Consider the following 24,271-nt stretch of genomic DNA (forward strand, 5'->3'; position numbering starts at 1 on the left):
CACGCCCTTTGAGCAAAACTGCTTTGAGCTGTTGCGGCAGGCTTATGTGGATTCCCGTTATAACCCCACTTATTACATCACCACCGAGCAATTAGATTGGCTGGCAGAGCGAATTAATCACCTTCAGCAACTGGCTGAAAAGCATTGCCGCGCCAAAATCGACCATTTGGGCTGACAAGGCCGATACAAACGCCTATACACCAGGATGACAGTGAACCTGGCTTAGCCCATAAATATGAGCAAAGGGAGCTTGCACAGGCCTCAAGATGACGGCTTTAATCTGGACAATAGAGCCAAAGGCAATGTTCACGAGACAAGTCAGCTTCAAAGCCTAATCTCTAAATCTCCCAAACTCACGGCCCACGTCAGAAAAATGGCCCAGATTAGCTGAATTAGGCTGTTCTACAGGGAGAAGTCCCCTATCTCTATGTTTGTGGCATTTTTAGACCCGCAACACTCATATCCGGGTTCATTTTTCTATGCACACCGGAGGTCATTTGAATGGAGGCAATTGAGCTGGCCCTTTGTCGGTTTTGTGAGTAGTGGACGTTTTGTGGACGTTAAAACGCCTGGCAATTAAAGTTTTACGAATAGCCTGGCTGCGAGTGATTTTCTAAACAATTGATTTTGAAGGGAAAATTTGGTGCCCGGGGCCGGACTTGAACCGGCACGACCGTTAAGGGTCGGGGGATTTTAAGTCCCCTGTGTCTACCGATTTCACCACCCGGGCTAGGAAGGAGTTTTTATAGTAAGGTCGGTTACCCTACTTAGAAGATGGAGGCTGGAGTCGGAATCGAACCGGCGTACACGGAGTTGCAGTCCGCTGCATGACCACTCTGCCATCCAGCCATTTCTATAAAAAACTAAGGCTAATGCCTTAGTCATTATCACTCCCCGATCACTCGGAGAATAATATTTGGAGCGGGAAACGAGACTCGAACTCGCGACCCCAACCTTGGCAAGGTTGTGCTCTACCAACTGAGCTATTCCCGCACTTAAACTATTGTTACAACTGTTATCTGGATCAGTACTGTTGCTTGATCCTTAAAACGAGCGGGAATTCTAAGGTAATCCCCGCTGTTGTCAAGCAATGATTTAAAAAAAGTCTTTTATTTTTAATGAGTTAGCGTCCGTTTTTGGATATGTTCAAATCTGGCCAGGCTGCCTTAAGGTAAACGAACATTGACCATATTGTTAATACCGCAGCCACTTGTAAAACGATCAACCCTATATTGGTAAGCAAGGTTCCCGGCGGCTGACTCAGCAACACAGCAATGGCAATCATCTGGAATGTGGTTTTATATTTTCCAATCATGTTGACTGCAACGCTGGCGCGTTTACCTAACTCAGCCATCCATTCCCGCAACGCCGAGATCACGATTTCCCTACCAACCATGATGATCGCCGGCAGTGTCATCCAGAGGGTATTATGTTCCTCAACCAACATGACCAAAGCAGCCATCACAATCAATTTGTCAGCAACGGGGTCTATAAATGCACCGAAAGGAGTTGTCTGGTTCAGTTTTCTGGCCAGGTATCCATCCAACCAATCTGTAACAGCCGCGAGAATAAAGACTGCCGATGCCCCCCAATAGCTCCACTGGAAAGGCAGATAGTAGAAAAAGATGCAGATTGGAATCATCAAAATACGACTTAAAGTCAGCCAATTAGGTATTGTCATCGATCATGCTTACCAGTAATTTTTTGAAAGTATATCCGGGTCATTTTTAATTGTGCAGAAATTCATAAATGTTTTGTGCAATGGTCTTACTTATTCCTTTTACTTTTGCGATTTCATCAGCGCTGGCAGCCATGACACCACGGGCGCTTCCAAAATAACGGATAAGTGCCTTACGGCGTTCAGCACCTATTCCTGGAATATCGTCCAGTAATGACCCCGTACGTGCTTTGCCACGTTTGCCTCGATGGCCAGTAATGGCAAATCGATGGGCTTCATCCCGGATATGCTGTAACAGATGAAACGCTGGGGAATGCTTTTCCAGCTCCAGTGTATGTTCGATATCTTGCAGATATAGTGTTTCAAGCCCCGGCTTACGCCCTTCTCCTTTGGCGATGCCCATCAGTAATGTCTGATTCATTTGTAATTCGTCCATAACCCGCCGGGCAACATTGAGCTGCCCTTTACCACCATCAACCATTAAGATGGTGGGCAGTTTATGCTCTTCAACCATGAGCCGTTTATACCTACGCGTCAGTGCTTGTTCCATCGCCGCATAATCGTCACCACCCGTAATACCGGTAATATTGAAACGGCGATAGTCGCTTTTCAGAGGCCCTTCCCGGCCAAATACCACGCAGGAGGCAACGGTCGCCTCACCTTGACTGTGACTGATGTCAAAGCATTCAATACGCTCGATATCTGTTTCCCATTGCAGCTGTTTTTCAAGCTCGGTAAACCGGCCAAGAATGCTCTTACGGTTAGCAATATGGAGCGCCAGTTGTTCGGTCGCGTTGGTTATCGCTAAATTCAACCATTTGCGGCGATCTCCACGGACATTATGGGAAAATTTAACCTTTCGGTTGAATTCCTGCTCAAAAGCAGCGGAGAACAAGTCGTAATTGGCCAGCTCCAGGTTGGTCATGATTTCATTGGGAATCTCGTGATTACGCTGGCCAAAGTAGTATTGCCCGATAAATGCTTCAAAGGCGGTTTCAGGCTCTTCTTCCAGTCCAATGCGGGGGAAGAACTGGCGACTGCCAAGTACTCGGCCATCTCGGATAATGATCATGGCTATACAGCACCCGGACGCCTGTAACTCCATTGCCAGGACATCTACATTACCGGCCTGACCTGCAACAAATTGTTGCTCCTGAATCTTCCGAACAAACAATAACTGGTCTCGAATTTCGGCCGCTTTTTCGAAATTTAATCCAGAAGCAGCATGATCCATTTCGAGTTCAAGCTGTTCAATCAGATCATTGCTTTTGCCTTCCAGAAAAAGCCTGGTATGGCGCACATCTTCTTTATATTCGTCTTCAGATACCAATCCAACACAGGGCGCTTTACAACGTTTTATCTGATATTGAAGGCATGGACGGGTGCGATTGCTGAAAACGGAGTCTTCGCATTGGCGTACTTTGAACGCTTTCTGCAATACCGAGAGTGCTTCTCTGACTGCAGATGCTCCGGGGTAAGGCCCAAAGTATGTGCCTTTCTTTCGCTTTGACCCGCGATGAAAGTGTATGCCAGGAAATGTTTGATCGGACAGAAACAGGTATGGATATCCCTTATCATCCACCAGCATGATGTTATACGGTGGCTTATGGGTTTTGATCAGAGTCTGTTCGAGTAGTAGCGCTTCTGTCTCGCTATGGGTGATCGTAACATTTATATGATGAATATGACTGACCAACGCAACGGTTTTGTTGGTCAACCCACGGGAATGAAAATAGGAGCCAACCCTGGCCTTAAGATTTTTGGCTTTGCCAACGTAGAGTAACTCGTTGTCTTCACCCAGCATCTGATAGACACCGGGTTTATTGGGAAGGCTTTTGACAAACGATTTAGGATCAAACTCACTCACGGTATGAAATACTAAACAGCTTCTTCAGCATCCAGCATACCGTGTTTGATGGCAAGAAGTGTCAGTTCCACGTCTGAGTCTATACTTAATTTTTCAAAGATCCGATAACGGTAGGTATTCACTGTTTTAGGGCTTAAGCACAATTTGTCCGAAATTTCCTGAACTTTTTGGCAGGATACGATCATTAGCGCAATCTGCATTTCTCTGTCAGATAAGTCATCAAATGGTGTTTTACGACCATTGCTGTCTGGCATAAAACTATTCAGCGCCATTCTCTGGGCTATTGCAGGACTCAGATATTTCTGACCAGCGTGCAACGTTTTGATAGCTCTGGCCATCTCTTCAACATCTGCACCTTTGGTTAAAAACCCAGAAGCACCCGCTTGCAATAGTCTTGAAGGGAAAGGATCTTCACCCCACGCAGTAACATTCAGAATTTTCACATCTGGACAGGCTTTGGCGATCTTTCGGGTAGCTTCCAAACCACCGATGCCTGGCATCTTAACATCCATAAGCAATACATCAGGCTCAAGTCTTTTTGCCAGTTCAATTGCCTCTTCACCAGATTTTCCCTCAGCAATAACTTCAATTCCCTTGACATCCTCAAGCAATCGCGTGATGCCAGTTCTTACCAGATCATGATCATCAACCACAACAATTTTAATCATGTCTATATTTTTTTGCCAAGTTTAAGGGAGGGCTTATTGAATCTCATAGAGTCTGAAATGTCTATGAAATTTATGCCCGGATTATCGCCAATGGTGGCTATAAGTACTTTTCAGCATAGGCGGCCAACCTACTTCTTGCAACCCCTTTTAATGTGATGCTACCACCGTGGTCGAATCCCTTGAAACGCTCGCTCATATAGGTCAGACCCGAACTGGTAGCACCCAGATAGGGGGTATCGATCTGGGCCAGATTTCCCATACATAGAACCTTGGTCCCCTCACCGGCACGGGTTATGATCGTTTTGATTTGATGTGGAGTCAGGTTTTGTGCCTCGTCAACAATCAAAAAGCTGTTCTGGAAACTGCGACCACGAACAAAGTTAAGGGACTTAAAGTGAATGGGCATATTTGACCCGACGTAGTGTTCACTGCCTGATGGGTCATAGTCTTCAGCGTGTAGTGCTTCAAGATTATCCGTAAAAGCACCCAGCCATGGGGTCATTTTTTCGGTTTCGGTCCCTGGAAGGAAACCAATATCTTCATCCAGCCCGCGAGTACTACGAGTCGCAATAATTCTCTTGAAGTTTTTCTGTTCAAGAGTCAGTTCCAGTGCACATGCCAGTGCCAGAATAGTTTTACCACTACCGGCAGGACCATTCAGCGAGACCAGATCAATATCCGGATCCATTATCAGATACATGGCCATAGCCTGATAAATATCGCGCGGATTCAATCCCCAGCATTTTTGTCTCATCAACAGTCCGGTGTTGAGAAGCTCCAGAGTGACCCATTCGTCATCCACCGCTTTAATTCGTCCTACGAATTCCTTTTCATCCACAATAAACTGGTTGATAAAAAACTTGCTTCCTAATAACTGATACAACAATGCTTTTGGCAGAGTATGAAATTGCTCACCAGTCAGAGTTTGCGATTGAATGGCATCAAGCTGCTCCCAGAAGGAACCATCAATTCGATGATAGCCAGTAGTTAGCCGATCAATGTCGGTGATCAATTGGTCATTATGATAGTCTTCTGCGCTTAGCCCGCACCCCCTGGCTTTGAGGCGCATGTTGATATCTTTAGTAATCAGAATGACGTCTTTGTCGGGAATTCGTTTCTGAAAATTCAAAACGTCATTGATTATTTGATTGTCGTTGATCTGACTGGTCAGCTTGTGACCATGATGCTCGAACCCCGACATCAAAATGCTCAGTCTTCCCTGAATAATCTCTACACCGTCTTCGTATTTTTTGATCACGACCCCTTCAGCTATTTCACGGGGCGTAGATGCTCCAATGATATTATCAATGGTTCTGACTGCCTGACGGCAATCTGCTGCAACAGCAGACGGCCCCACTTTTAGCTTATCCAACTCCTCCAATACCACCATGGGAATCATGATGTCATGCTCTTTAAAGTTATAGACCGAGTTCGGATCATGGATCAGAACATTTGTATCAAGCACATATATCTTGGGTCTTTCCATTAAGAGTCCTTAACTTTATTGTTTTCTAATGCAATACATCATCAGTCCGTGGAAATACGGGGCCAAAACTGGCAGGCAACAGATCCATCCGGGATATCGTTATCAAATCGTGCAGGCCTACACTCTCATCTTCACTGACCCAACCAACATCTTCCAGACACACGCAGGTGGCCTGCACAGCGTCCAGTTCTACAATGACGACCAGGTGAAACTGGTCTCCCACTCTGAATGTCATCAGATCCCCGACTTCAACTTCGTTGTAATGGGTAAAGATAGGATCTCCAAAATGATGACTGCTCAGGTCCTGACTTTTATTGAATCTGGCGGAGGCCACAATACTGATCACTTCAACGATAGAAGGATCGGTTAGATCAATGGAAACTTCGCCATCCACCACTTCATCAGGGCCGTCAAACATGCGTTCTAACAATGCCAACAATAGTTGAAAATCATTTTCAGACCATTGCAGCTCATCGCTATTAAACTTTTGTGAACGGCTGGTGGCACCGACGTGGATACCGGTTTCGAGGGTAATGTCCCTGAAACCAACATCTCCTTCCGGGATGACAAATGCGACTTTTGCGGGGGTGAAGTCAGAGTCCGACAATAACCGCCAGACAAGAGACTGATTAGATTGAATAGCCATAATTTGCACCTCTTCACAAGGGGTTGCAATTAACTGATCGGATGAAACCGATCACACGGTAGCTTATCGATAAAACAGCTTCCTAAATAAAGCCTTACGCTCTTTCTAAAATGGACCAGGACTCCTGTTTTCTCAAGTTTTGATCAGTTCATCATCACGATAATTCTATGAATTGCAAGCGCTTTTTTTCTTGTTTGACAATAATTCGTCACAATACGCAGCCATTAAAATGACCCTAAAAAGGGCTGTTTTCCCTACTCCTACCTGAGAATATCAGAGACAGCTTCTGCGACTTTTCGCGGTTTCTGGAAGATTAGCGAATGGTCTGATCCAGGCACCGACACCAATTTCCAGCCTCTTTGAGTCGCCAGTACAGAATGAAACTGACGCATCTCCTGATGACTGTTGGCACCGTGAATTAATGTTACTCGCTGATGGCTCGGGTAGAGCTGCTCGCGTTCACAATTTTTCATGTAAGCTGTCAAAGCATCCAGCTCATTGGCCAACCCCATTATCCTGTGAGCAAGCCGCTGATACATCGTCTCTCTGGTTTTAGGGTTTTTGGTAGCAACAGCCATAACCAGTTGGGCAAACTGCTTTACCCCTTCCGCAGATGTATCCTCACAACGCATGATTTGGGTTGCCTCCGAATACTGATTTCGGATAGTCAGGGTCTGATAAAAGTTCGCACGCTCCAATAATGCGGGCTCAACCAGTATTAACCGCTGAACTTCCAACCCGGCAAAAGCATTCAGATCCAGTGCACAGGCACCACCAAAGGAGTAACCAGCGATATCCAGCTCATTGATCTGAAGATGCTTCAACAATGCCAGCAAGTCAGCACGGATATTTTCTATTGAAAACGCTTTTTCATGCTGATGTGGATGAACCGTCTCACCTGCGCCGCGTAAATCCGGCACAATCATCCGCCGATAGCCCTGACTCATCCGACAGACATGGTGCCAGGTCAACTGACCAGCGACACCTGCACCGTGTAGTAACAGCAATGTTCTGTCTGGTTCATCAGGTTTTTGATATAAGTGATAACAGAGGCTGACTTCAGGTAAATGCAAATAATGCTTGGTTATGTTCAAGACTGGGTACAATCCACTTTATGACCATTAAGAGCTACACATTCTAGGGACAGCCACATAAAATCTCCAGCGTTCAGCAAACTCGGCGGATTCACTTCTTTGACACCTATTCAACTACCATATTCAGAAAACTATCTCGGGCTACTTGATCAAATAAGAACCCTGCCATATTTCATTGTGTTTGATAGTTCGAATCAACAACTCACCAATGACTCCCCTATCATTGCAACGGCATTACCAGAGCGGTGGCTATCCATGGAGACCCCAGACCATGGAGAAGAGTTTAAAATTGATAAAACACTGAAATATTCCGTTCAGGGCTCTTTCCAGACTAAAGATCTTTCCAAAATCGTTACAGATACCGCTCTAAAGTCAGTATCGGGTCATTTTCAAACGGGCTGGGCAGGTTACCTTAGTTATGAGTTTGGTTACCAACAAAATCACTTGTCGATTGAGGACATAAACTACCCCTTATTGAAAATTGGTCTCTATCTCTGGAGCCTTCGAATTGATGTAGCACAGCAACAAATTAGTGTGTATTTTCACCCAAAATGCCCTGATACAATTCGCAAAACTGTTCTGCAACGAATAAATAATCATTGCCCAGCGAAGACACACTTTACCTTGGGCACTACTTTTCAAAGAGAGAGTTCTTCTGACCGCTACTTAAAGGATATAGCTCGAATACAAGATTATTTGATTGAGGGGGATTGCTATCAGGTTAACTACACGCATTCGTTATCAGCGCAATATCAAGGTGATCCCTGGGTACCATACCATCGACTTCGAGCTCATTCCCCTGCGCCATTTTCAGGCTTTTTCGACACTGGTTCACTGGTTATTTCCAGCCACTCCCCAGAACAGTTCATTTCCGTAAATGGCCATACGATTATCACCAAACCGATCAAAGGAACCCGGCCCAGAGGCCAATCTCCCGAGGAAGACAAGGCTCTTGCCCAAGAGCTGTTGCACAGTGAAAAAGATCAAGCAGAAAACCTCATGATTGTCGACCTGCTACGCAATGATCTCAGCAAAACGTCAATACCCGGAAGCATGCAGGTCAACACTCTGTTTGGCCTGGAAAGTTATGCCAATGTACATCACTTGGTCAGTACGATTACTGCGGAGTTATCTGAGCAAAAATCAGCCATGTCTTGTTTTCTGGCATCTTATCCGGGCGGTTCCATTACCGGTGCTCCCAAGAGAAGAGCTATGGAAGTCATTGCGGAGCTGGAGCATCAGCAACGCGGCCCCTATTGCGGAAGTCTGTTTTATCTGGATTTGAATGGGCATTTTAACAGTAGCATTATGATCCGGACACTGGCTTATATGAATGGCACCGTTCGTGCCTGGGGCGGCGGCGGAATCGTAATTGACTCAGATCCGGAAATGGAGCAGCTGGAGTCCCTCACGAAGATCAATAATCTCATTCAATTATTGGAAGATGAGTTTTTAGGGACCTCTGAAAAACAGGAATAATGTTGATGCAGGCGAGGAAGCCCCACTCGCAACACCTCAATTTACGGGCGTCAATGAGGATGTGAGACTGGGGCTGACAATGTCCTGCGCGCAAATAGGCCATTTTTCAGAGGTTCCCTTATCCTAGGCAGTAAGTCTGTAATTCTTACTGCCCTGCCAACCCTTAAATGCTCAGATCGCGAAGACTGGCTTTCACAAACTCAGCTTTGAGGTCTTCGTAGGTATGAACTGCCGGAAACTGCGGAAACTCATTGATAACATTTTGAGGGGCATGAAACAGGATGCCGGCATCAGCTTCTGACAACATTGTGGTATCGTTGTAGGAGTCACCAGCCGCAATACAGCGGAAGTTTAATCCGTGAAACCCTTTGATGGACTGACGCTTGGGATCGGGCTGACGTAAGATATAATCAGTCACGCGACCAGATGAGGGCTCAACTTCCAGTTTATGGCAAAGTAGCGTGGGATAACCCAACTGCTTCATTAGAGGCATGGCAAACTCATAAAAAGTATCCGATAAAATCACCACCTGAAAACGTTCACGCAGCCATCCTACAAAGTCTTTGGCACCTTCCAGCGGTTCAAGCCCTGAAATAACCTCCTGGATCTCACGAAGTCCCAGGTTGTGCTGATCCAGAATCTTCAAGCGCTGCTTCATTAGTACGTCATAGTCAGGAATATCGCGGGTTGTTGCTTTTAATGCTTCAATACCCGTTTTCTCGGCAAATTTAATCCATATTTCTGGTACCAGAACACCTTCGAGGTCGAGACAAGCTAGTTCCACAACAATACTCCCATTAAACAACTGATTTGGAGGCGCAAATTTACTGATTCCATCGGGAAAATACCAGATCTGGTTGAAAAGTGTGCTTCACGTGGAACAATGCCAATAATCAACCCCTTCTGAGTTATATTTCTATTCGAGTTTGTTATTTTAAATTTTATTTTTATTACATTAAGCTTATTCCGGTACTTTGAGGAACCCACATTTACTATGAAGACGACCCATGAGCACATTACCGAACAGTCTGAAGCACTAAAGGATGCAGATCCCCGGGAAATTCTGCATTACGCTCTGGCAGAGGTTGATAAGATCGCCATATCTTTTAGTGGCGCAGAGGATGTTGTGCTGATAGATCTGGCACAAAGAGCCGCTAAAAAACTCAATAAACGTCTACAGGTTTTTACATTGGATACGGGTCGCCTGCACTCCGAAACCTATGAGTTCATAGAAAAAGTCAGACAACATTACGATATTGATCTGGAGATATTGTCTCCTGATGCTGAAAAACTTCAGGCTTTTGTCAAACAAAAAGGTCTGTTCAGTTTCTTTGAAGATGGTCATAAAGAGTGTTGTGGTATCCGAAAAATTGAGCCTTTGAGAAAAAAACTGGTTCAGCTTGATGGCTGGATCACCGGACAACGCAGAGACCAAAGTCCAAGTACCCGAAGCCATGCTGATGTCATTGAGCTTGATGAGGCTTTTGGAACAGAAGAAAAGCCATTAGTGAAATTTAATCCACTGGCGAATTGGAGTTCTAAGCAGGTTTGGGAGTACATCAGAATGTTTGATGTGCCTTACAATACGCTCCATGAACGGGGCTTTATCTCTATTGGCTGTCAGCCCTGTACTCGTCCAGTATTACCAAATCAACATGAGCGTGAAGGTCGCTGGTGGTGGGAAGAAGCAACGATCAAAGAGTGTGGACTGCATATAAAACAACTATAACTTAGACTTTTTAGGGCATAAGAGACACCATTTATGCCCTCTCCTGCTCCGCTAAGATGCTATCGGCCATTCAGCATTTGAGCAGCCGAAAATGAAGCGAGACTATAGCGGCAGTGTTATGCTACGGGATATACGGATTTCATTTGATCACCCAATATTTGCGGCTCAATTTCCAGCTCAATCCCATAGTTTTCTTTGACAGCCTGTCGTATTATTTCCACGACGGACATAACCGCAACCAAACTGCGACGCTGAGGGTTGACCAATACCAAAGCCTGCTCGACATGTGTTCCCACACCCCAGACTGGATCGCGATAACCTTTCAGACCAGCATTCTCAATCAACCACCCAGCCGCCAGTTTCTTGCGCTGATCACCTGCATCAAAAGCAACAATATGCGGGTATTTACGCACCAGCTCTTGATAGTGCGACATCGATACAACGGGGTTTTTAAAAAAGCTGCCTGCATTGGGCAAATCTTTAGGATCAGGTAGTTTAGTCAGGCGTATGCGACAAATTTCTTCACTCAACTGCTGAGCCGTGATTGTGCTTGGCTCCAAATGCTGCAATGCTCCATAGGACAACTTTGCATGAAATGTTTTATTCAACCTGAGTCGAATAGCAGTCACAATAAAGCGATTTTTTGAACGTTTAAAGAGGCTGTCACGGTAATCAAACTCACACGCTTTATTGTTCAAATCGCGCCAGACCCGGTCAACACAATCATATGCCCGAACCGATTCAATAAACTCCCTGACCTCCACTCCATAGGCACCTATATTTTGAATTGGCGCCGCTCCGACGGTTCCTGGAATAAGGCTCAGGTTTTCGAGTCCGTACCAACCTTGACTAATACAACACTGGACGGTTTCATGCCAATTCTCACCTGCACCAACTTCAACAATAACATGATCATCATTGTCGGACAGAAGCTGTATTCCTTGAATTTCATTTTTGATCACCAATCCTTCGATTATTTCTTGAGCAAGAACATTACTGCCCCCCCCCAGAACAGACACCTTCCATTGATGCTGATCAGCCACATGAATCGCTTCAAGCAATGATGTTTCGCCATGGATAGCAACAAAGTGTCTTGCGACAGAAGGAATGGCCAGTGTATTCAGTGACTGCAGGGAGTATTTCTCGACAACATCAATCATGAACAATTACTTGGCTGAATTTTGAACATGCTGCAGAAATTTCTCTGAGGCTGCACTACATAAATCAATGACGGTTTCAAAGCCTTCAGACCCACCATAATAGGGGTCCGGAATTTCGTCCACTTGAGACTCCGGGTCATAACTCAAAAACAATCTGACTTCAGCAGAGCCACTTTCGCCAGCCATAGTCTGCACGTCTTTCAGGTTCTGCCTATCTGCAACGAGTATGTAGTCATACTCCTCAAAATCACTGGCTTGCAACTGACGCGCCCGGAGATCTGAAATATCAATTTTCCGCCCTTTCAATGCCCGAACAGCACGTTCATCCGGACCTTCCCCGACATGATATCCAGCAGTACCTGCAGAATCGACAACGAATTGTTCATCAACACCCCGCTCTTGAATCAGCGCTCTGAAAACCCCTTCAGCAATGGGTGACCGACAGATATTTCCCAGACAGATGAAAAGTACTCTAGTTGCCATGATTTGTTTCCAGTATGTAACGGACTTTGTTTAAGTCTTCCAAGGTGTCCACTCCAGGAGCGCCTGGCTTCGAAGCGACTTCGACATGAATGTGACGACCATTTTCCAGAAATCGCAACTGCTCAAGTTTTTCAATATTTTCCAGATTTGACATTGGCCATACTACAAATTCCTTAAGCGCCGACACCCGATAGGCATAAATACCTAAATGTCTCAATGCTTGATTACTCTTCGACAGCGTGTCAGGCCTATCTACAGAAAAATTGTCTCGGTCCCAGGGTATCGGAGCACGACTGAAATAGAGTGCCCGGTTATTGATATCTGGTATCACTTTGACAATATTTGGGCTAAAAAACTCATCAACGAGATTAATGGGTTCACACAACGTCGCGACAGCACAATCAGGATGATCAAAAAGGTTTAAGGCAACCTGATTAATATTTTCCGGTGCAATCAAAGGCTCATCACCTTGTACGTTCACGATTATATCATCCACCGACATACTCATCCTGACTGCGACCTCATTTAAACGGTCTGTACCACTAGGATGATTGCTGGATGTTAACATTACTTCAGCTTCATAGGCCTTTACGACACTGGCGATGCGTTCATCGTCTGTAGCGACAACTATACGGCTGGCCAGGCTTTCGCGAGCCCGGTCAATGACATGGCAGATCATTGCCTTATCACCAATCATTTCCAACGGTTTGCCCGGAAACCGGCTACTGCCATAGCGAGCAGGGATAATAACGGTAAAATTCATGCACTATTCTCAGTTCTGGAAGTCACAATAAGCTGATGTATATCAGTTAATAGGTCTTGTTCTTGTACCCTATCGAGCTTGACCGAAATTCTCACCACCCAGACATGCTTTAGAGCGAGGGTACAGCATTTTACCCAGTCTTTTTCGGTCATTACGATCAAACTATCCCTAAACTTGGCAAAATCCTCAAGTGAGAAATGATGATGATCGGCAAAAACATGGCGAATTATGCGATACCCTAATTGTTCCAGCGCCACAAAAAAAGGTTCCGGATTAGCAATTCCTGCAACAGCATGGATCACTTGTTGAGCATCCGGCCTGGCCTGACTTCCAGTCACCGGCAGTAATTGCGACTCCGCAAAATGAAATGACGGAAAACACTCCAGTTCTTTACGACTGGCAATTGCTGCCTGCTTGATATATACCCGATCGACATGATCAAGACGATTTATACTTTCTCGCAGTGGACCGGATGGAATACGATGACCATTTCCCCAACCTCGCTGAGCATCCAGCAATACGATTTCATAGTCTCGATGCATCTTATAATGCTGAAGACCGTCATCGCTGAGAATAATGTCCAGCTCATGCTGCTGTAGCAGTGCTTCTACAGCTTCATTTCTGTTCGGGCTTACACATACCGGCGCTCCGGTAGCATTGGCAATCAGTTTGGGTTCGTCACCACACTGCCCAACATCGGTTTCAGCAGTCACCACTAAGGGATATCGGGCAGCACGGCCACCATAACCTCTGGAGACAATGCCAACCCGGTATTGATGCTTTAGTAACAAGTGGGTGAGATAGATGATAAATGGGGTTTTGCCAGTTCCACCAACAGTAATATTACCAACCACGACCAGCGGACAACGAAATACATGGGCTTGTTGTTTGTCTTTGCGAGACTTCCGCTGGCTGATCAGTTTATATAAGGCTTCCAGGGGAAGCAGCAGGAAAGACAGCCAGGTTAATCGGTTTTGGTACCAATGTTTAACCAGCATTTGGCCTCATTCCATTTAATAGATCAGTTTTGATCGTTTTTATCTATTTTGGTTGCCATTCGGATTTTCACAAGCCCCAACTGGCCGGCAGCATCCATGGCATAGATGACCGACTGGTGAGGAGTCTGTCCATCAGCCACTATAATGACCGGAGGGTTGTCCAGGCCTTCAACTTCTTTTCCAAGTGCATGCTTGATGGTATCGAAATCCGACTTGACCAGAGCATGACCATTAATCATAAACCCGCCGGTGGCGTTAATAACAATCTCTATTTGGTTCTTATCAACACTCTGTAACGTGGAACTGGAGGTCGGTAAGTCAACATCCAGATGGGTTTCCTTTGTAAACGTCGTGCTAACCATAAAAAAAATCAGCAGTAGAAACACCACGTCAATCAGCGGCGTTAAATTGATATCAACGCTTTCTGTACGTTGGCGGCGAAAATTCACTTTTTCTCACCTTTACTATTCGCAACAGTTCGATCACCGTGCAGCACATCCACCAACTTTATACATTCCTGTTCCATGGTAACTAACAATTCGTCCACCCGACGCAGCAACGCGCGATGAAATATCACCGCCGGAATCGCTACTGAGAGCCCGGCTGCAGTTGTAATCAAAGCCTTGGAAATACCACCTGCCAGAACACCCGCATTACCGGTCCCCTGCACCATAATGGCAGAAAAAACTTCGATCATGCCAAATACCGTACCCAACAATCCCACCAGCGGTGCAATCATAGCAATGGTTCCAAGTGTAGATAGAAACCGTTCCATATCGTGTGCAACGTGGCTGGCAGCCTCTTCAATGCTGTCTTTCATTGCATCTCTGCCCAGCTTGGAGTTCGCCAGTCCGGCTGCGAGTATTTGTCCGAGGTAACTGGATGATCTGAGCTCTTTGAGACGATTCCCATCCATTTTATTCTGTTTGATGATTGCCCAGACTTGGGGCAACTGATCTTTGGGCGAGACTTTACTTTTTCTTAATGCCCAATAACGCTCAACAATTATCGCAAAAGCGATGACCGAGCATAGTAAAATTGGCGCCATCAGAATGCCGCCAGACTTGATGATCTCGAACACGGGTCTACTCCTCTAAAGCGGCGCTTACTTTAACAGTGAGGTAAAAAAAATCCAATGCAGAGTTCATAATTTATAACACCTAACTATTTGATTTCATTGATATAGCCTTGCCATGGAAAGAAAGGCTGTTTCAGAGACCTGTAACTGACCCTATGATCATCCATAGTGACCTGTACAGTGCTCAATTCACGGGTTGACACCCAAGGAATTTGCTGGCTCTCAATATTGTCCAACGTCTGTTGATGTGGATGACCAAAATGATTAAACGCGCCAGCACTGATCAATACCAGTTGTGGTGACACAGCCTCAAGCCATTGCCGTGATGTCGAGGAGCGACTGCCATGATGACCGGCAACCAGCACGTCGCATTTTAGAGCCTCCCTTTGCTGACCCACCAACCTAAACTCAACCTCTTTACTGGCATCACCCGGAATTAGCACACATCCGTCCGGGGTATCTATTTTTACGATACACGAGGCATTGTTACCAACATATTTAAACTGGTCATCAGGATGCAATATGGACACCTTTAATTGTCGACCCACTATTGTCTGACCGCGGTGACAGCCCTGAAACGGAATCGCATCGGGCTCACCAGTCATCCAGTATAAGCTCTGCAGTGTTTCCGTTGCCATACGCAAGCCTGACGTGTGATCCGAGTCATCGTGGGAGAACACCACTAAGACAGGCGCAGTCATATCTATACTTTGAAGAAATGGGTATACAACCCTTCCATAAGCACCAGGCGCCCCAGGTAACCCTGGTCCGGTATCAATCAAAACGCCTTCATGCCCCCTCTGCACCCAAATACTCTGTCCCTGCCCGACATCGAGCATGGTAACTTGCAAATGCTGCGGATAATCGGGTTGACGTGGAAATACAAGCATTCCCACAAGACATAAACACAGTAGCAAACCCCCACCGGGCAATTGCCTCACCCCGGCCAACCATACCGCCATTCCAGACATACAAAACAACTGGGCAATACTGGGAGCAAAGGAAAAAACACCAAAAGACCCCACCCGCATGACCCAGTGCAAGCCGGTATAGCCCCAACTGAACAGCTGGTATAGATAATCCGGCTCCCACGAAGACGCCAACAACATTAAGAAACCAAGAGGCAGCAATATGACACTGACCAGTGGGATTGCCACCAGGTTAACCAACACGGAAAAAGGGTTATAGCTATGACTGATGCTCATTACCAGGGGACTAAGCCCTAAAAACACCAACAACTGGGGCGTAAAAAAACGCATTATCCGAGTATGCCAATACCCGCCCAGAAAATGATTAAATCCCAACCCCCAGAACAATACTGTCACAGCAAGAAAGGAAAGCCAGGTACCCGGCTGAAGAACAGCCAGCGGGTCTATCGCCGTAACAACGATCCACGCACCTCCCAGAGCCAACCCCCAAGACTGGGATCGGTTGCAGATAAAAAAAGCGGCAGGAATTACCATCATAATCAATGCGCGCTGGGTAGGTATCGGAAACCCACAAATTCCTGCGTACACAAATGCAGCACTGAGCGCCAACACCAGGCGAAATTTGAACACAGGAAAGCGGATCACCAGGCCAAAACCATTCAGCACCCATCCTGATATTAAATACATCAAGCCAAATATCATGGACAGGTGTAGTCCGGACACAACCACCAGATGTTGAGTCTGGCTATTTCGAAACAACTCCCGTTGATTCGGGCTGAACATGACTTTATCACCAGTCAGAATGGCCAAAGCAAACGCTCTGACTGGTTCCGCCAGTTTCATAGAGTAAATTCGTTCGTGGACCCGAACTCTCAAACTTTCCCATATGCCGGCAACCGTTGAGATCTGTTGAGCATCTTTGATAGAACACTGACCATCGATATGGTTGATAAACGAAACATGCCTATAATTCAGGGTTCCCGGGCTTAAAGTACTCACAGGCGGCTTCATCGCGCATGTCACGTCCCATTGCTGGCCAGGCAGCAATGGGACGTCGCCATCATTCCAGTAGAAGACCAACGTTTTCGAAGATTTGAGGTTCAGTGTGCGGCCAATGACAGATTGATAGTAATCGTATTTTCGGGGAAATGCTGTCAACTTGATCTGCAGTTGAACTGACTGGCCAAACTGAGATACCGGAATTCTATCCCGCAGACCAGCCTGTACCGTCGTTGAAGAGACGAGTACGGCTAAAGAAAACGTAAAAAAACAAATATAGAACGAAAAAGGTAAATATATATCTTTTTGCCTAAGAAACTGGTCAGAGATCAATATCCCATACAGACTAATCTGAAATGATAGCCACCAGTATGATGAAACAGTAAACAAACCAAGCAGTATGCCACTGGTCCAAAAGAGAAGTATGTATAGCATCAGTAGCAATCCTTGCCAGTATATGGATAATTCCGCGACTCCGTTCACTTCCTCAGGTAACGTATGCCCAGGCGAATACTAAAGCGTTGGTTTCCCAATTCAAAGTCCATTAGGGAAAGCAAGTCGTTTAAGTTTCTCGGAAACATGTTACATGAGCCCGGACTTTGGCACTTGAACAGGCGTTCAGTGGCTAAAGCTTTTTTTATTGGCCTGTTCGTATCAATGTTACCGATACCATCGCAGATGATTGTTGCAGGCCTGTTTGCCATTTGGCTAAACGCCAACCTGCCCATTTCTGTCTCATTGGTGTGGATCACTAATCCACTAACCATGGCGCCAATTTTTTATTTTAACTATCTGGTCGGGAATTGGATCCTGCGCTCTCCTGTCAAACTGGAGAAATTTCACCTTTCAGTAGAATGGGTGGTCAAACAAATGGAAGCAATTTGGTGGCCCTTGCTCACAGGTTCTGTGATTATCGGGATTATTTCCGGAATATTAGGCGCAGCATTTATTAACGCCTTCTGGCACTGGCATGTCAGAAGGAGTTGGGCGAAACGAAAACTGCGCCATAAACGCTAACTTGCTACCTCCAAGCGGCCATCTTTCAATCGATACATAATTTGCGTATGTTGAGCCAGTTCACGACTATGGGTGACGATGATAAAACTGGTTCCAACCTGCAGATTCAGTTCAAAAATTAACCGACGAATCTGACCAGCCGTTTCTTCATCCAGATTTCCAGTAGGTTCATCCATCAACACCAGTCGAGGACTATTGATCAGTGAACGGGCGATGGCTACTCTTTGACGTTCACCACCTGACAACTCCGATGGCTTGTGTTGATAGCGCTGCCCCAACCCAACCTGCTGCAATAATTGCTTGCCCCGACTATAAGTTTCTTCACTTTGCTTTCCACCAAGCCATGCCGGCAGAATGACATTCTCCAGAGCGGTAAATTCGGGTAACAGATGATGGAACTGAAACACAAATCCCATGTCTCGGTTTCTCAACTGGTCTCGCTGACGCGACCCCATCTTGGTAAGACTTTGACCGGCAATGAATATCTCCCCATCTGAAGACTCATCGAGTCCGGCAAGTAAATTCAGCAGGGTCGTCTTCCCACTGCCGGATGCCCCCACAACCGATACCAATTCTCCCTGGCGAATCACTACACTCAATCCATTAAGCACCTTCAAACGCTCAGGACCAACGGAATATTCTTTACTGAGGTTACGGCACTCCAAAACGGCCTGTAATTCTTCACTCATATCTCAGTGCCTCCGCCGGCGATACTCTGGCCGCCCGAAATGACGGATAAATGGTTGCAACAAAACTCAACAGAAAAGACAAACCTGTAATCCATAGAACATCACTTAAATGCAACTCAGAAGGAAAGTAGCTGATAAAGTAGACGGAACCATCAAGCACTTTAATATGGAAGAGCTTTTCAATACCGGCGATGAGCTCAGCAATGGACAGCGCTCCAATAATGCCCAGCACTGCCCCAATGGCAACCCCCATCAAGCCAATTGCAGTTCCCTGAACCATGAACACTCCCATAACCTGGCGCTGACTGGCTCCCATTGTTCGTAAGATTGCGATATCTCCCTGTTTATCCTGAACCAACATGACGAGCGAACTCACGATATTGAATGCAGCCACTGCCACAATCATCACCAATAGCAAGGCAATCATGCGCTTTTCCATTTGAATGGCTTTATATAGATTACCTTGAGTTCTGGTCCAATCGCTGACCAGATAACGGCCTCCTAAAGACATTGCTATGTTCCAGGTAATCTCACGCGCCTTGAACAAGTCGTCTACCTTAAGACGGATACCATCAACGGCATTACCCATTTTAAGCAACTTGGCAGCATCGAATACATTTATCAACGCCAGACTGGAGTCCATTTCTGCCCCAACCTTGAAAATGCCGGAAACAGTAAAACGCTTATAACGTGGAGTTAAACCAGCAATAGAAACTGACACTTCAGGCACCATTAGCGTCACTTTATCACCGACACCAACACCTAGAATCTTGGCCAGAATCTCACCCAGAACAATGTTGAACTCCCCTTCTTTCAGATCATCAAGACTACCTGCTATAAAGTGGTTTCCAACAATAGAGACAGAACGATGGGTCTCAGGCGCAACTCCATAAATGAGCACCCCTCGAGTATTTGATTTGAACGAGAGCAGACCCTGTGTATCAATATATGGAGAAACACCGACTACATCTTTGGCTGTGGCGACTTTATCCATCACGCTTCGCCAGCCTGACATACCACCCGTTTGAGAAATGGTGCCATGAGGCACCATCCCTAGGACACGGGTTTGCATTTCACGATCAAAGCCATTCATGACAGACATAACAATAATCAGAACCATAACCCCAAGAACCAGACCGATCATGGAAACAGCAGAAATAAAAGAAATGAAATGATTGCGACGTTTGGCCCGGATATATCGCAGACCAATCAACAGCGGAATATTTTTTATCATGCGCAGCTTTTGTAATAAACGGGTGGCCTATAAGAATCCAAATACTACTATTTTTCAATGAGATACCAGCATTTGTTACGATTTATTTAGTGTCCCCGTTTATTTTCAGGACAGCCTGGATATTCAGCTGCAGAATAAGTGGCATGAGTCTATCGCTATTACGATTGCGCTCTACGACACTTGTGTCTAGGATCAATCACTTTTCCAGAACAATTATATTAAGGGGCCTCTGAAAAACAGGAATAGTGTTGATGCAGGCGAGGAAGCACCACCCGCAACACCGCAATTTACGGGTGTAAATGAGGATGTGAGATTGGGGCTGACGACGTCCTGCGCGAAAATAGGCCATTTTTCAGAGGTTCCTTAGGGTAACGGCGGCATGCCGGACAGACTGAGACCATTCAGATGGAAGAACGTAGAGAGTTTTTCAGAATAGACGACATGGCATTTGTATGTGGCCGGCGCTGGAATGAACAGCAGTTGAGTATTCCTGAGTATTTCCCGGAATTTAAGTTCCTGCAGTTGCACGGAGAGCTTAGATTACTGGAGCAGGATGCCTCAACAACCTATCAGAAGATAGATGATGAGCATATCAAACACCTGCTGGACATCCAAAACCGAAAAATAGATGTACTTTCTAAGTATTTATTGATTAAAGACCTCGCTCAAACCGGGATCGAACCACAAAAGATAGTTATCAGTGAAGGTGGAATCGGTTTTCGCAGTGATACACAGTTTGTTGTTCAGGACACCATTGCCATTGCTATCATATTTACCCCTAGCTATCTTTCACTATTTACAGAAGCGACGGTTGTCGCCTGCAATCCAAGCCTAGATGGTGGCTTTTACGTTCACGCGGAATTTTTTAAAATTCCTGAATCTGACAGGCAAAGACTGGCCCGTCATCTACTAGCGGAACAAGCCAGGCAGCGAAACAGCCGTTAAACAACCCTACTATATTTTTTTGGATACAACGCGCATGTCCTTATTACCTGAATGGGCTCCTCAGGATGCAATTCAATTATCCTGGCCACACTCCAACAGCGCCTGGACCCCCTGGCTGGCAACTGCCTGGAAACTTTATGCCACACTGTGTCAGCACATCAGCCAATACCAGAAAGTACTCATTGCCTGTGACCCCAGCCTGAATATCGAGGAAATCACAGAACTGCTGCAAGAGCACAATGTGAAGCTGGAAAATATTCTGTTGAAAAGTGTTCCCACTAATGACGTCTGGGCCCGCGATCATGGCCCGATTACCGTTCGGGAAAACGATCAACTCAAAATACTGGATTTCAGCTTTAATGCCTGGGGTGGTAAATATGCTTACGATAAGGACAACCTGATCAACCGTCGCCTGGATGAACAAGATGCCTACGGTGCCTTACTGGAACAGACTACTCTGATTTTGGAAGGCGGCAGTATTGAATATGATGGCCACGGAACACTGATGACCACTTCAAACTGCCTATTGAACCCCAACCGTAATCCGACACTCAGCAAACAGCAAATAGCCAGTCAGCTAACCGAGCACTTTGACCTAAAGCAGATCATTTGGCTGGAAAACGGTCACTTGGAAGGCGACGATACCGATGCCCATATAGATACACTCGCACGTTTCGGCCCTGACAATTCGTTAATCTATGTTCAGTGTCTGGACCGCACAGACGCACATTTTGAACCATTGCACAAAATGGAAACAGAGCTTAAACAGCTCAAAGACGCTAATGATCAGCCTTATCGATTGTTCCCATTACCAATGGCCTCAGCCATTTACGCCGAAAACAGACAGCGACTGCCCGCCACCTATGCTAATTTCCTGATCACCAACCATCAGGTGTTGGTCCCTATATACGAGCAGCCAGAAGACGAACAGGCGCTGGATGTCATACGGCACGCATTTCCCGGCTATGAAATAGTTGGCGTGAATTGTCGAGTACTGATAGAACAATATGGCAGCCTTCATTGCATCACGATGCAACTCCCTGAAGGCACGCTTCACAGTTAAGCTAAAACATTTCTGCTGCCCATCCCGTTAACGATGAGTAGCAGAGTTTATCAAGATCGTATCGGCTGCTAATTCAACTGCAACTTGAATGGAGGTAGTGAGTCCAGCAGCAACTTACCATATCGCTTTGTCAGCACACGGTTATCCAGTAAATAGACATCTCCCTTATCTGCCTCGGTTCGAATCAATCGACCCGAGGCCTGAACCAGCTTCAAACAGGCATCAGGCAAGGTGATCTGCATAAAAGGGTTGCCACCGCGCTTTTCAATCCACTCGGCCAATGCCGCATCAATAGGGTCATCAGGCGTGGCAAAAGGCAATTTGGCAATAATAACGGTTTCCAGATACTTACCTGGAAGATCAACACCCTCGGCGAAACTGGCAAGCCCAATCAAACAGGATGGACGATCTTCGTCGATTCTTTCTTTATGTCGACGAATCAGCTCAGATCTCGATGCTTTATCCTGAACATGACACATCTCCAGCAGGTCAACAGGTAGGCTTTCGACTACCTCATTCATTTGCCTGCGAGATGAGAACAACACCAAAGAACCTGACTGCCGATGAATCAATTCTGGCAATAAGTCCACAATGGCACGGGTATGATTAGCGGGATGACTGGCATCGGGACAGTTTGCCGGTACCACAAATCTTGCTACCTCTGCGTATTGAAAAGGACTGGGTACCTTTTCATAAGCAGCCCAATCCGGCAATCCTGACTGCATTCTCAAACGGTCAAATTTATTCGCTGCTGTCAGTGTGGCCGAAGTCACGATTGCCGCAAATGCTGGCTGCCATAGCTCACGCTCCAGGGTTCTGCTTGCAAGTATCGGTGAAGACTGTAATCGAATGTCTTCCTGATTTCCCACAAAACGCTGCTCAAGCCAGCGTGCATAAGGCACAGCCCCTTGAACATCGTCCATGCTGAACGAACGAAATAACGCAAAATGGGCCTCACAGCGTTGATGATAGTTTCCGACAATCGAAAACCAACGCTCAGCCTCTTCTTTGTTAATTTCATCATTTTCGCCAGCCAGCCCTTCCTTTAACGCTTTGTTGATACGTTCAAAGCCAGCCAACAGCGATGAAAAAATGATCTGTAGAGCTGCCGTCAGATCTTTAATATGATCCGGAATCTTTCCATCTACAAACCGATATATCGGCACATCACCCTGACCTGATTTTAGCTCTGCAAAACTGGCAATCTGCACCACTACCAACCACAAATCCTTTAGCCTGGCTTCAGCTTCAGACATGTACTGTTCAGCCTGACCATACACTTTGCGAAGACTTTCAGCCTGCACCAGCTCTTTTTCGATGCGACGCATGGTTTTGCGCCACTGGTCCAACCACTGCAGGCAACCTTTTATATCCGTTGCAGCGGAAAAATGCCCCAGAGCTTTATCTGCCAAGTGGTGCCCTTCATCAAATACATAAACGGAATCCTGAGGTGCAGGTAAAACCGCTCCTCCTCCCAAAGCCAGATCAGCCAGTACGAGATCGTGGTTTGCGACAACAATATCAACATCTTCAATCGCTTGACGGGCCTTAAAATATGCACAGTTTTTAAACTGTGGACAACGGCGATTGCTACATTCCCGATGAGTAGCAGTCAAGTGATGCCAAAGGTTGTCATCAATCGTTTCCGGCCACTCATCTCGGTCTCCAGACCATTCCATGACGGCATATTGTTGCAACATCTTCTCCATCAGCTGTTGGGCCTTTTGATCTTCCGTCAATCGGTCCTCAAACAGAGGCAAAGTGGCCAGTACACCAGCCTGTGCCTGCATTGCATTTTCCAGCTTGGTTAGACACAAATAACGCCCTCTTCCTTTCGCCAGACCAAAACTGAACTGCAGTCCGGAATGTTTCAGAATATCAGGCAAGTCTTTTTCAATAATCTGATTTTGTAGCGTAATCGTTGCGGTCGATATCACCAGAGTTTTATTGAACGCTCGCGCCATTGGTAACGAGGCCAGAACATAGGCAACCGTTTTACCAGTCCCTGTCCCCGCTTCAACCACAGCTATACCAGCCTCATTGAGGCGTAATTGCTTATCATTGACCTCGATACTGGAGAGAGCACGGGCAACTGTGGCTATCATTAATTTCTGCCCGTATCGAGGCCGGAGGCCCTTGTTTCTCAAAAACTCAGAATAACTAGACTGAATTTCGGCTTTGATTTCGTCCGCCAGCATTTAAAAACCAGAAATTGTTGGAACGGGAGTAACATGAGAGAATTGTGGTTTCACTGGACTTAGGGCAC

At 46.0% G+C, this 24,271-nt stretch carries 22 protein-coding genes and 3 tRNA genes; 5 read left to right on the forward strand and 20 right to left on the reverse strand.

Features of this window, described 5'->3' with window-relative positions; all coding sequences use genetic code 11:
- Window positions 1-641: 641 nt before the first annotated feature.
- The 9 genes from ACQY6I_RS04845 to ACQY6I_RS04885 all read right to left on the reverse strand — a co-directional run bounded on the left by ACQY6I_RS04845 (window position 642) and on the right by ACQY6I_RS04885 (window position 7,439).
- Window positions 642-730: transfer RNA gene (locus tag ACQY6I_RS04845), tRNA-Leu, on the reverse strand.
- Between the two features lie 45 nt (window positions 731-775).
- Window positions 776-849: transfer RNA gene (locus ACQY6I_RS04850), tRNA-Cys, on the reverse strand.
- 68 nt (window positions 850-917) lie between these two features.
- Window positions 918-993: transfer RNA gene (locus ACQY6I_RS04855), tRNA-Gly, on the reverse strand.
- A 130-nt stretch (window positions 994-1,123) separates the two neighbouring features.
- Window positions 1,124-1,681 carry a CDP-diacylglycerol--glycerol-3-phosphate 3-phosphatidyltransferase gene (pgsA, locus tag ACQY6I_RS04860; RefSeq protein ID WP_428240347.1) on the reverse strand — a complete coding sequence of 186 codons (558 nt, stop codon included), beginning with the start codon at window positions 1,679-1,681 and terminating at the stop codon, window positions 1,124-1,126.
- Between the two features lie 46 nt (window positions 1,682-1,727).
- The gene (gene uvrC, locus ACQY6I_RS04865) at window positions 1,728-3,545 is read right to left on the reverse strand and encodes an excinuclease ABC subunit UvrC (RefSeq protein WP_428240348.1); all 1,818 of its coding nucleotides are present in this window, start codon (window positions 3,543-3,545) and stop codon (window positions 1,728-1,730) included.
- 11 nt (window positions 3,546-3,556) lie between these two features.
- A complete protein-coding gene (gene uvrY / locus ACQY6I_RS04870) occupies window positions 3,557-4,213 on the reverse strand; it encodes a UvrY/SirA/GacA family response regulator transcription factor (RefSeq protein ID WP_044617989.1) in 657 nt (218 codons plus the stop codon).
- Window positions 4,214-4,310: 97 nt separating this feature from the next.
- Entirely contained in the window at window positions 4,311-5,699 is a 1,389-nt protein-coding gene (locus ACQY6I_RS04875; RefSeq protein WP_428240349.1) for a PhoH family protein, read from the reverse strand.
- Window positions 5,700-5,724: 25 nt separating this feature from the next.
- On the reverse strand, window positions 5,725-6,345 hold the full coding sequence (locus ACQY6I_RS04880; RefSeq protein WP_428240350.1) for a hypothetical protein: 621 nt from the start codon (window positions 6,343-6,345) through the stop codon (window positions 5,725-5,727).
- 260 nt (window positions 6,346-6,605) lie between these two features.
- Window positions 6,606-7,439 (reverse strand): alpha/beta fold hydrolase, encoded by an 834-nt coding sequence (locus tag ACQY6I_RS04885; protein WP_428240351.1) that lies wholly within the window; start codon window positions 7,437-7,439, stop codon window positions 6,606-6,608.
- Window positions 7,440-7,538: 99 nt separating this feature from the next.
- On the opposite strand from ACQY6I_RS04885, the gene pabB reads away from it, so the two are divergent.
- Window positions 7,539-8,918 carry an aminodeoxychorismate synthase component I gene (gene pabB / locus ACQY6I_RS04890; RefSeq protein WP_428240352.1) on the forward strand — a complete coding sequence of 460 codons (1,380 nt, stop codon included), beginning with the start codon at window positions 7,539-7,541 and terminating at the stop codon, window positions 8,916-8,918.
- Window positions 8,919-9,081: 163 nt separating this feature from the next.
- On the opposite strand, the gene thrH is transcribed toward pabB, so the two are convergent.
- Complete coding sequence (thrH, locus tag ACQY6I_RS04895; RefSeq protein ID WP_428240353.1) at window positions 9,082-9,702, reverse strand: bifunctional phosphoserine phosphatase/homoserine phosphotransferase ThrH; 621 nt, start codon at window positions 9,700-9,702, stop codon at window positions 9,082-9,084.
- A gap of 210 nt (window positions 9,703-9,912) precedes the next feature.
- Here thrH and ACQY6I_RS04900 point away from each other — a divergent pair, with 210 nt between their 5' ends.
- A complete protein-coding gene (locus ACQY6I_RS04900; RefSeq protein ID WP_428240354.1) occupies window positions 9,913-10,647 on the forward strand; it encodes a phosphoadenylyl-sulfate reductase in 735 nt (244 codons plus the stop codon).
- Between the two features lie 116 nt (window positions 10,648-10,763).
- Here the strand turns inward: ACQY6I_RS04900 and murB are convergent, their stop codons facing one another.
- The 7 genes from murB to ACQY6I_RS04935 all read right to left on the reverse strand — a co-directional run bounded on the left by murB (window position 10,764) and on the right by ACQY6I_RS04935 (window position 17,492).
- Window positions 10,764-11,807 (reverse strand): UDP-N-acetylmuramate dehydrogenase, encoded by a 1,044-nt coding sequence (murB, locus tag ACQY6I_RS04905; RefSeq protein WP_428240355.1) that lies wholly within the window; start codon window positions 11,805-11,807, stop codon window positions 10,764-10,766.
- Between the two features lie 6 nt (window positions 11,808-11,813).
- Window positions 11,814-12,290: a low molecular weight protein-tyrosine-phosphatase gene (locus ACQY6I_RS04910; RefSeq protein ID WP_428240356.1), complete on the reverse strand. Its 477-nt coding sequence runs from the start codon at window positions 12,288-12,290 to the stop codon at window positions 11,814-11,816.
- On the reverse strand, window positions 12,280-13,053 hold the full coding sequence (kdsB, locus tag ACQY6I_RS04915) for a 3-deoxy-manno-octulosonate cytidylyltransferase (RefSeq protein WP_428240357.1): 774 nt from the start codon (window positions 13,051-13,053) through the stop codon (window positions 12,280-12,282). Before kdsB ends, ACQY6I_RS04910 begins: the two co-directional genes overlap by 11 nt.
- Window positions 13,050-14,051, reverse strand: a complete 1,002-nt coding sequence (gene lpxK, locus ACQY6I_RS04920; protein ID WP_428240358.1) for a tetraacyldisaccharide 4'-kinase — start codon at window positions 14,049-14,051, stop codon at window positions 13,050-13,052. The genes kdsB and lpxK overlap by 4 nt, the downstream gene beginning before the upstream one ends.
- Before the next feature lie 23 nt (window positions 14,052-14,074).
- On the reverse strand, window positions 14,075-14,500 hold the full coding sequence (locus tag ACQY6I_RS04925) for an ExbD/TolR family protein (RefSeq protein WP_428240359.1): 426 nt from the start codon (window positions 14,498-14,500) through the stop codon (window positions 14,075-14,077).
- On the reverse strand, window positions 14,497-15,132 hold the full coding sequence (locus tag ACQY6I_RS04930; RefSeq protein ID WP_428240360.1) for a MotA/TolQ/ExbB proton channel family protein: 636 nt from the start codon (window positions 15,130-15,132) through the stop codon (window positions 14,497-14,499). The genes ACQY6I_RS04925 and ACQY6I_RS04930 overlap by 4 nt, the downstream gene beginning before the upstream one ends.
- Window positions 15,133-15,215: 83 nt before the next feature.
- Window positions 15,216-17,492: a DNA internalization-related competence protein ComEC/Rec2 gene (locus ACQY6I_RS04935; protein WP_428240361.1), complete on the reverse strand. Its 2,277-nt coding sequence runs from the start codon at window positions 17,490-17,492 to the stop codon at window positions 15,216-15,218.
- Window positions 17,493-17,555: 63 nt separating this feature from the next.
- Between ACQY6I_RS04935 and ACQY6I_RS04940 the strand changes: the two genes are divergently transcribed.
- Entirely contained in the window at window positions 17,556-18,074 is a 519-nt protein-coding gene (locus ACQY6I_RS04940; RefSeq protein WP_428240362.1) for a DUF2062 domain-containing protein, read from the forward strand.
- Here the strand turns inward: ACQY6I_RS04940 and ACQY6I_RS04945 are convergent.
- Together ACQY6I_RS04945 and ACQY6I_RS04950 are read right to left on the reverse strand one after the other, a co-directional pair.
- Window positions 18,071-18,763 (reverse strand): ABC transporter ATP-binding protein, encoded by a 693-nt coding sequence (locus tag ACQY6I_RS04945; RefSeq protein WP_428240363.1) that lies wholly within the window; start codon window positions 18,761-18,763, stop codon window positions 18,071-18,073. The genes ACQY6I_RS04940 and ACQY6I_RS04945 overlap by 4 nt on opposite strands.
- On the reverse strand, window positions 18,756-19,997 hold the full coding sequence (locus ACQY6I_RS04950) for a lipoprotein-releasing ABC transporter permease subunit (RefSeq protein ID WP_428240364.1): 1,242 nt from the start codon (window positions 19,995-19,997) through the stop codon (window positions 18,756-18,758). The genes ACQY6I_RS04945 and ACQY6I_RS04950 overlap by 8 nt, the downstream gene beginning before the upstream one ends.
- 405 nt (window positions 19,998-20,402) lie before the next feature.
- Between ACQY6I_RS04950 and ACQY6I_RS04955 the strand changes: the two genes are divergently transcribed.
- Window positions 20,403-20,942 (forward strand): PilZ domain-containing protein, encoded by a 540-nt coding sequence (locus ACQY6I_RS04955; RefSeq protein WP_428240365.1) that lies wholly within the window; start codon window positions 20,403-20,405, stop codon window positions 20,940-20,942.
- A 34-nt stretch (window positions 20,943-20,976) separates the two neighbouring features.
- Window positions 20,977-22,005: an agmatine deiminase family protein gene (locus ACQY6I_RS04960; protein ID WP_428240366.1), complete on the forward strand. Its 1,029-nt coding sequence runs from the start codon at window positions 20,977-20,979 to the stop codon at window positions 22,003-22,005.
- A 68-nt stretch (window positions 22,006-22,073) separates the two neighbouring features.
- On the opposite strand, the gene dinG is transcribed toward ACQY6I_RS04960, so the two are convergent.
- Window positions 22,074-24,203 (reverse strand): ATP-dependent DNA helicase DinG, encoded by a 2,130-nt coding sequence (dinG, locus tag ACQY6I_RS04965; RefSeq protein WP_428240367.1) that lies wholly within the window; start codon window positions 24,201-24,203, stop codon window positions 22,074-22,076.
- Window positions 24,204-24,271: the final 68 nt, after the last annotated feature.

Origin of the sequence: Gynuella sp. (genome assembly GCF_050297175.1) — a bacterium.
Taxonomy (GTDB): domain Bacteria; phylum Pseudomonadota; class Gammaproteobacteria; order Pseudomonadales; family Natronospirillaceae; genus Gynuella.

Bases quoted from the DNA above. Each gene is read 5' to 3' on its own strand.
- ACQY6I_RS04875 (WP_428240349.1), bottom strand. From the start codon at position 5,699: ATGGAAAGACCCAAGATATATGTGCTTGATACAAATGTTCTGATCCAT.
- ACQY6I_RS04950 (WP_428240364.1), bottom strand. From the start codon at position 19,997: ATGATAAAAAATATTCCGCTGTTGATTGGTCTGCGATATATCCGGGCC.
- ACQY6I_RS04935 (WP_428240361.1), bottom strand. From the start codon at position 17,492: ATGCTATACATACTTCTCTTTTGGACCAGTGGCATACTGCTTGGTTTG.
- lpxK (WP_428240358.1), bottom strand. From the start codon at position 14,051: ATGCTGGTTAAACATTGGTACCAAAACCGATTAACCTGGCTGTCTTTC.
- kdsB (WP_428240357.1), bottom strand. From the start codon at position 13,053: ATGAATTTTACCGTTATTATCCCTGCTCGCTATGGCAGTAGCCGGTTT.
- ACQY6I_RS04900 (WP_428240354.1), top strand. From the start codon at position 9,913: ATGAAGACGACCCATGAGCACATTACCGAACAGTCTGAAGCACTAAAG.
- murB (WP_428240355.1), bottom strand. From the start codon at position 11,807: ATGATTGATGTTGTCGAGAAATACTCCCTGCAGTCACTGAATACACTG.
- ACQY6I_RS04940 (WP_428240362.1), top strand. From the start codon at position 17,556: ATGCCCAGGCGAATACTAAAGCGTTGGTTTCCCAATTCAAAGTCCATT.
- ACQY6I_RS04955 (WP_428240365.1), top strand. From the start codon at position 20,403: ATGGAAGAACGTAGAGAGTTTTTCAGAATAGACGACATGGCATTTGTA.
- uvrY (WP_044617989.1), bottom strand. From the start codon at position 4,213: ATGATTAAAATTGTTGTGGTTGATGATCATGATCTGGTAAGAACTGGC.
- ACQY6I_RS04945 (WP_428240363.1), bottom strand. From the start codon at position 18,763: ATGAGTGAAGAATTACAGGCCGTTTTGGAGTGCCGTAACCTCAGTAAA.
- dinG (WP_428240367.1), bottom strand. From the start codon at position 24,203: ATGCTGGCGGACGAAATCAAAGCCGAAATTCAGTCTAGTTATTCTGAG.
- ACQY6I_RS04880 (WP_428240350.1), bottom strand. From the start codon at position 6,345: ATGGCTATTCAATCTAATCAGTCTCTTGTCTGGCGGTTATTGTCGGAC.
- ACQY6I_RS04910 (WP_428240356.1), bottom strand. From the start codon at position 12,290: ATGGCAACTAGAGTACTTTTCATCTGTCTGGGAAATATCTGTCGGTCA.
- pgsA (WP_428240347.1), bottom strand. From the start codon at position 1,681: ATGACAATACCTAATTGGCTGACTTTAAGTCGTATTTTGATGATTCCA.
- ACQY6I_RS04960 (WP_428240366.1), top strand. From the start codon at position 20,977: ATGTCCTTATTACCTGAATGGGCTCCTCAGGATGCAATTCAATTATCC.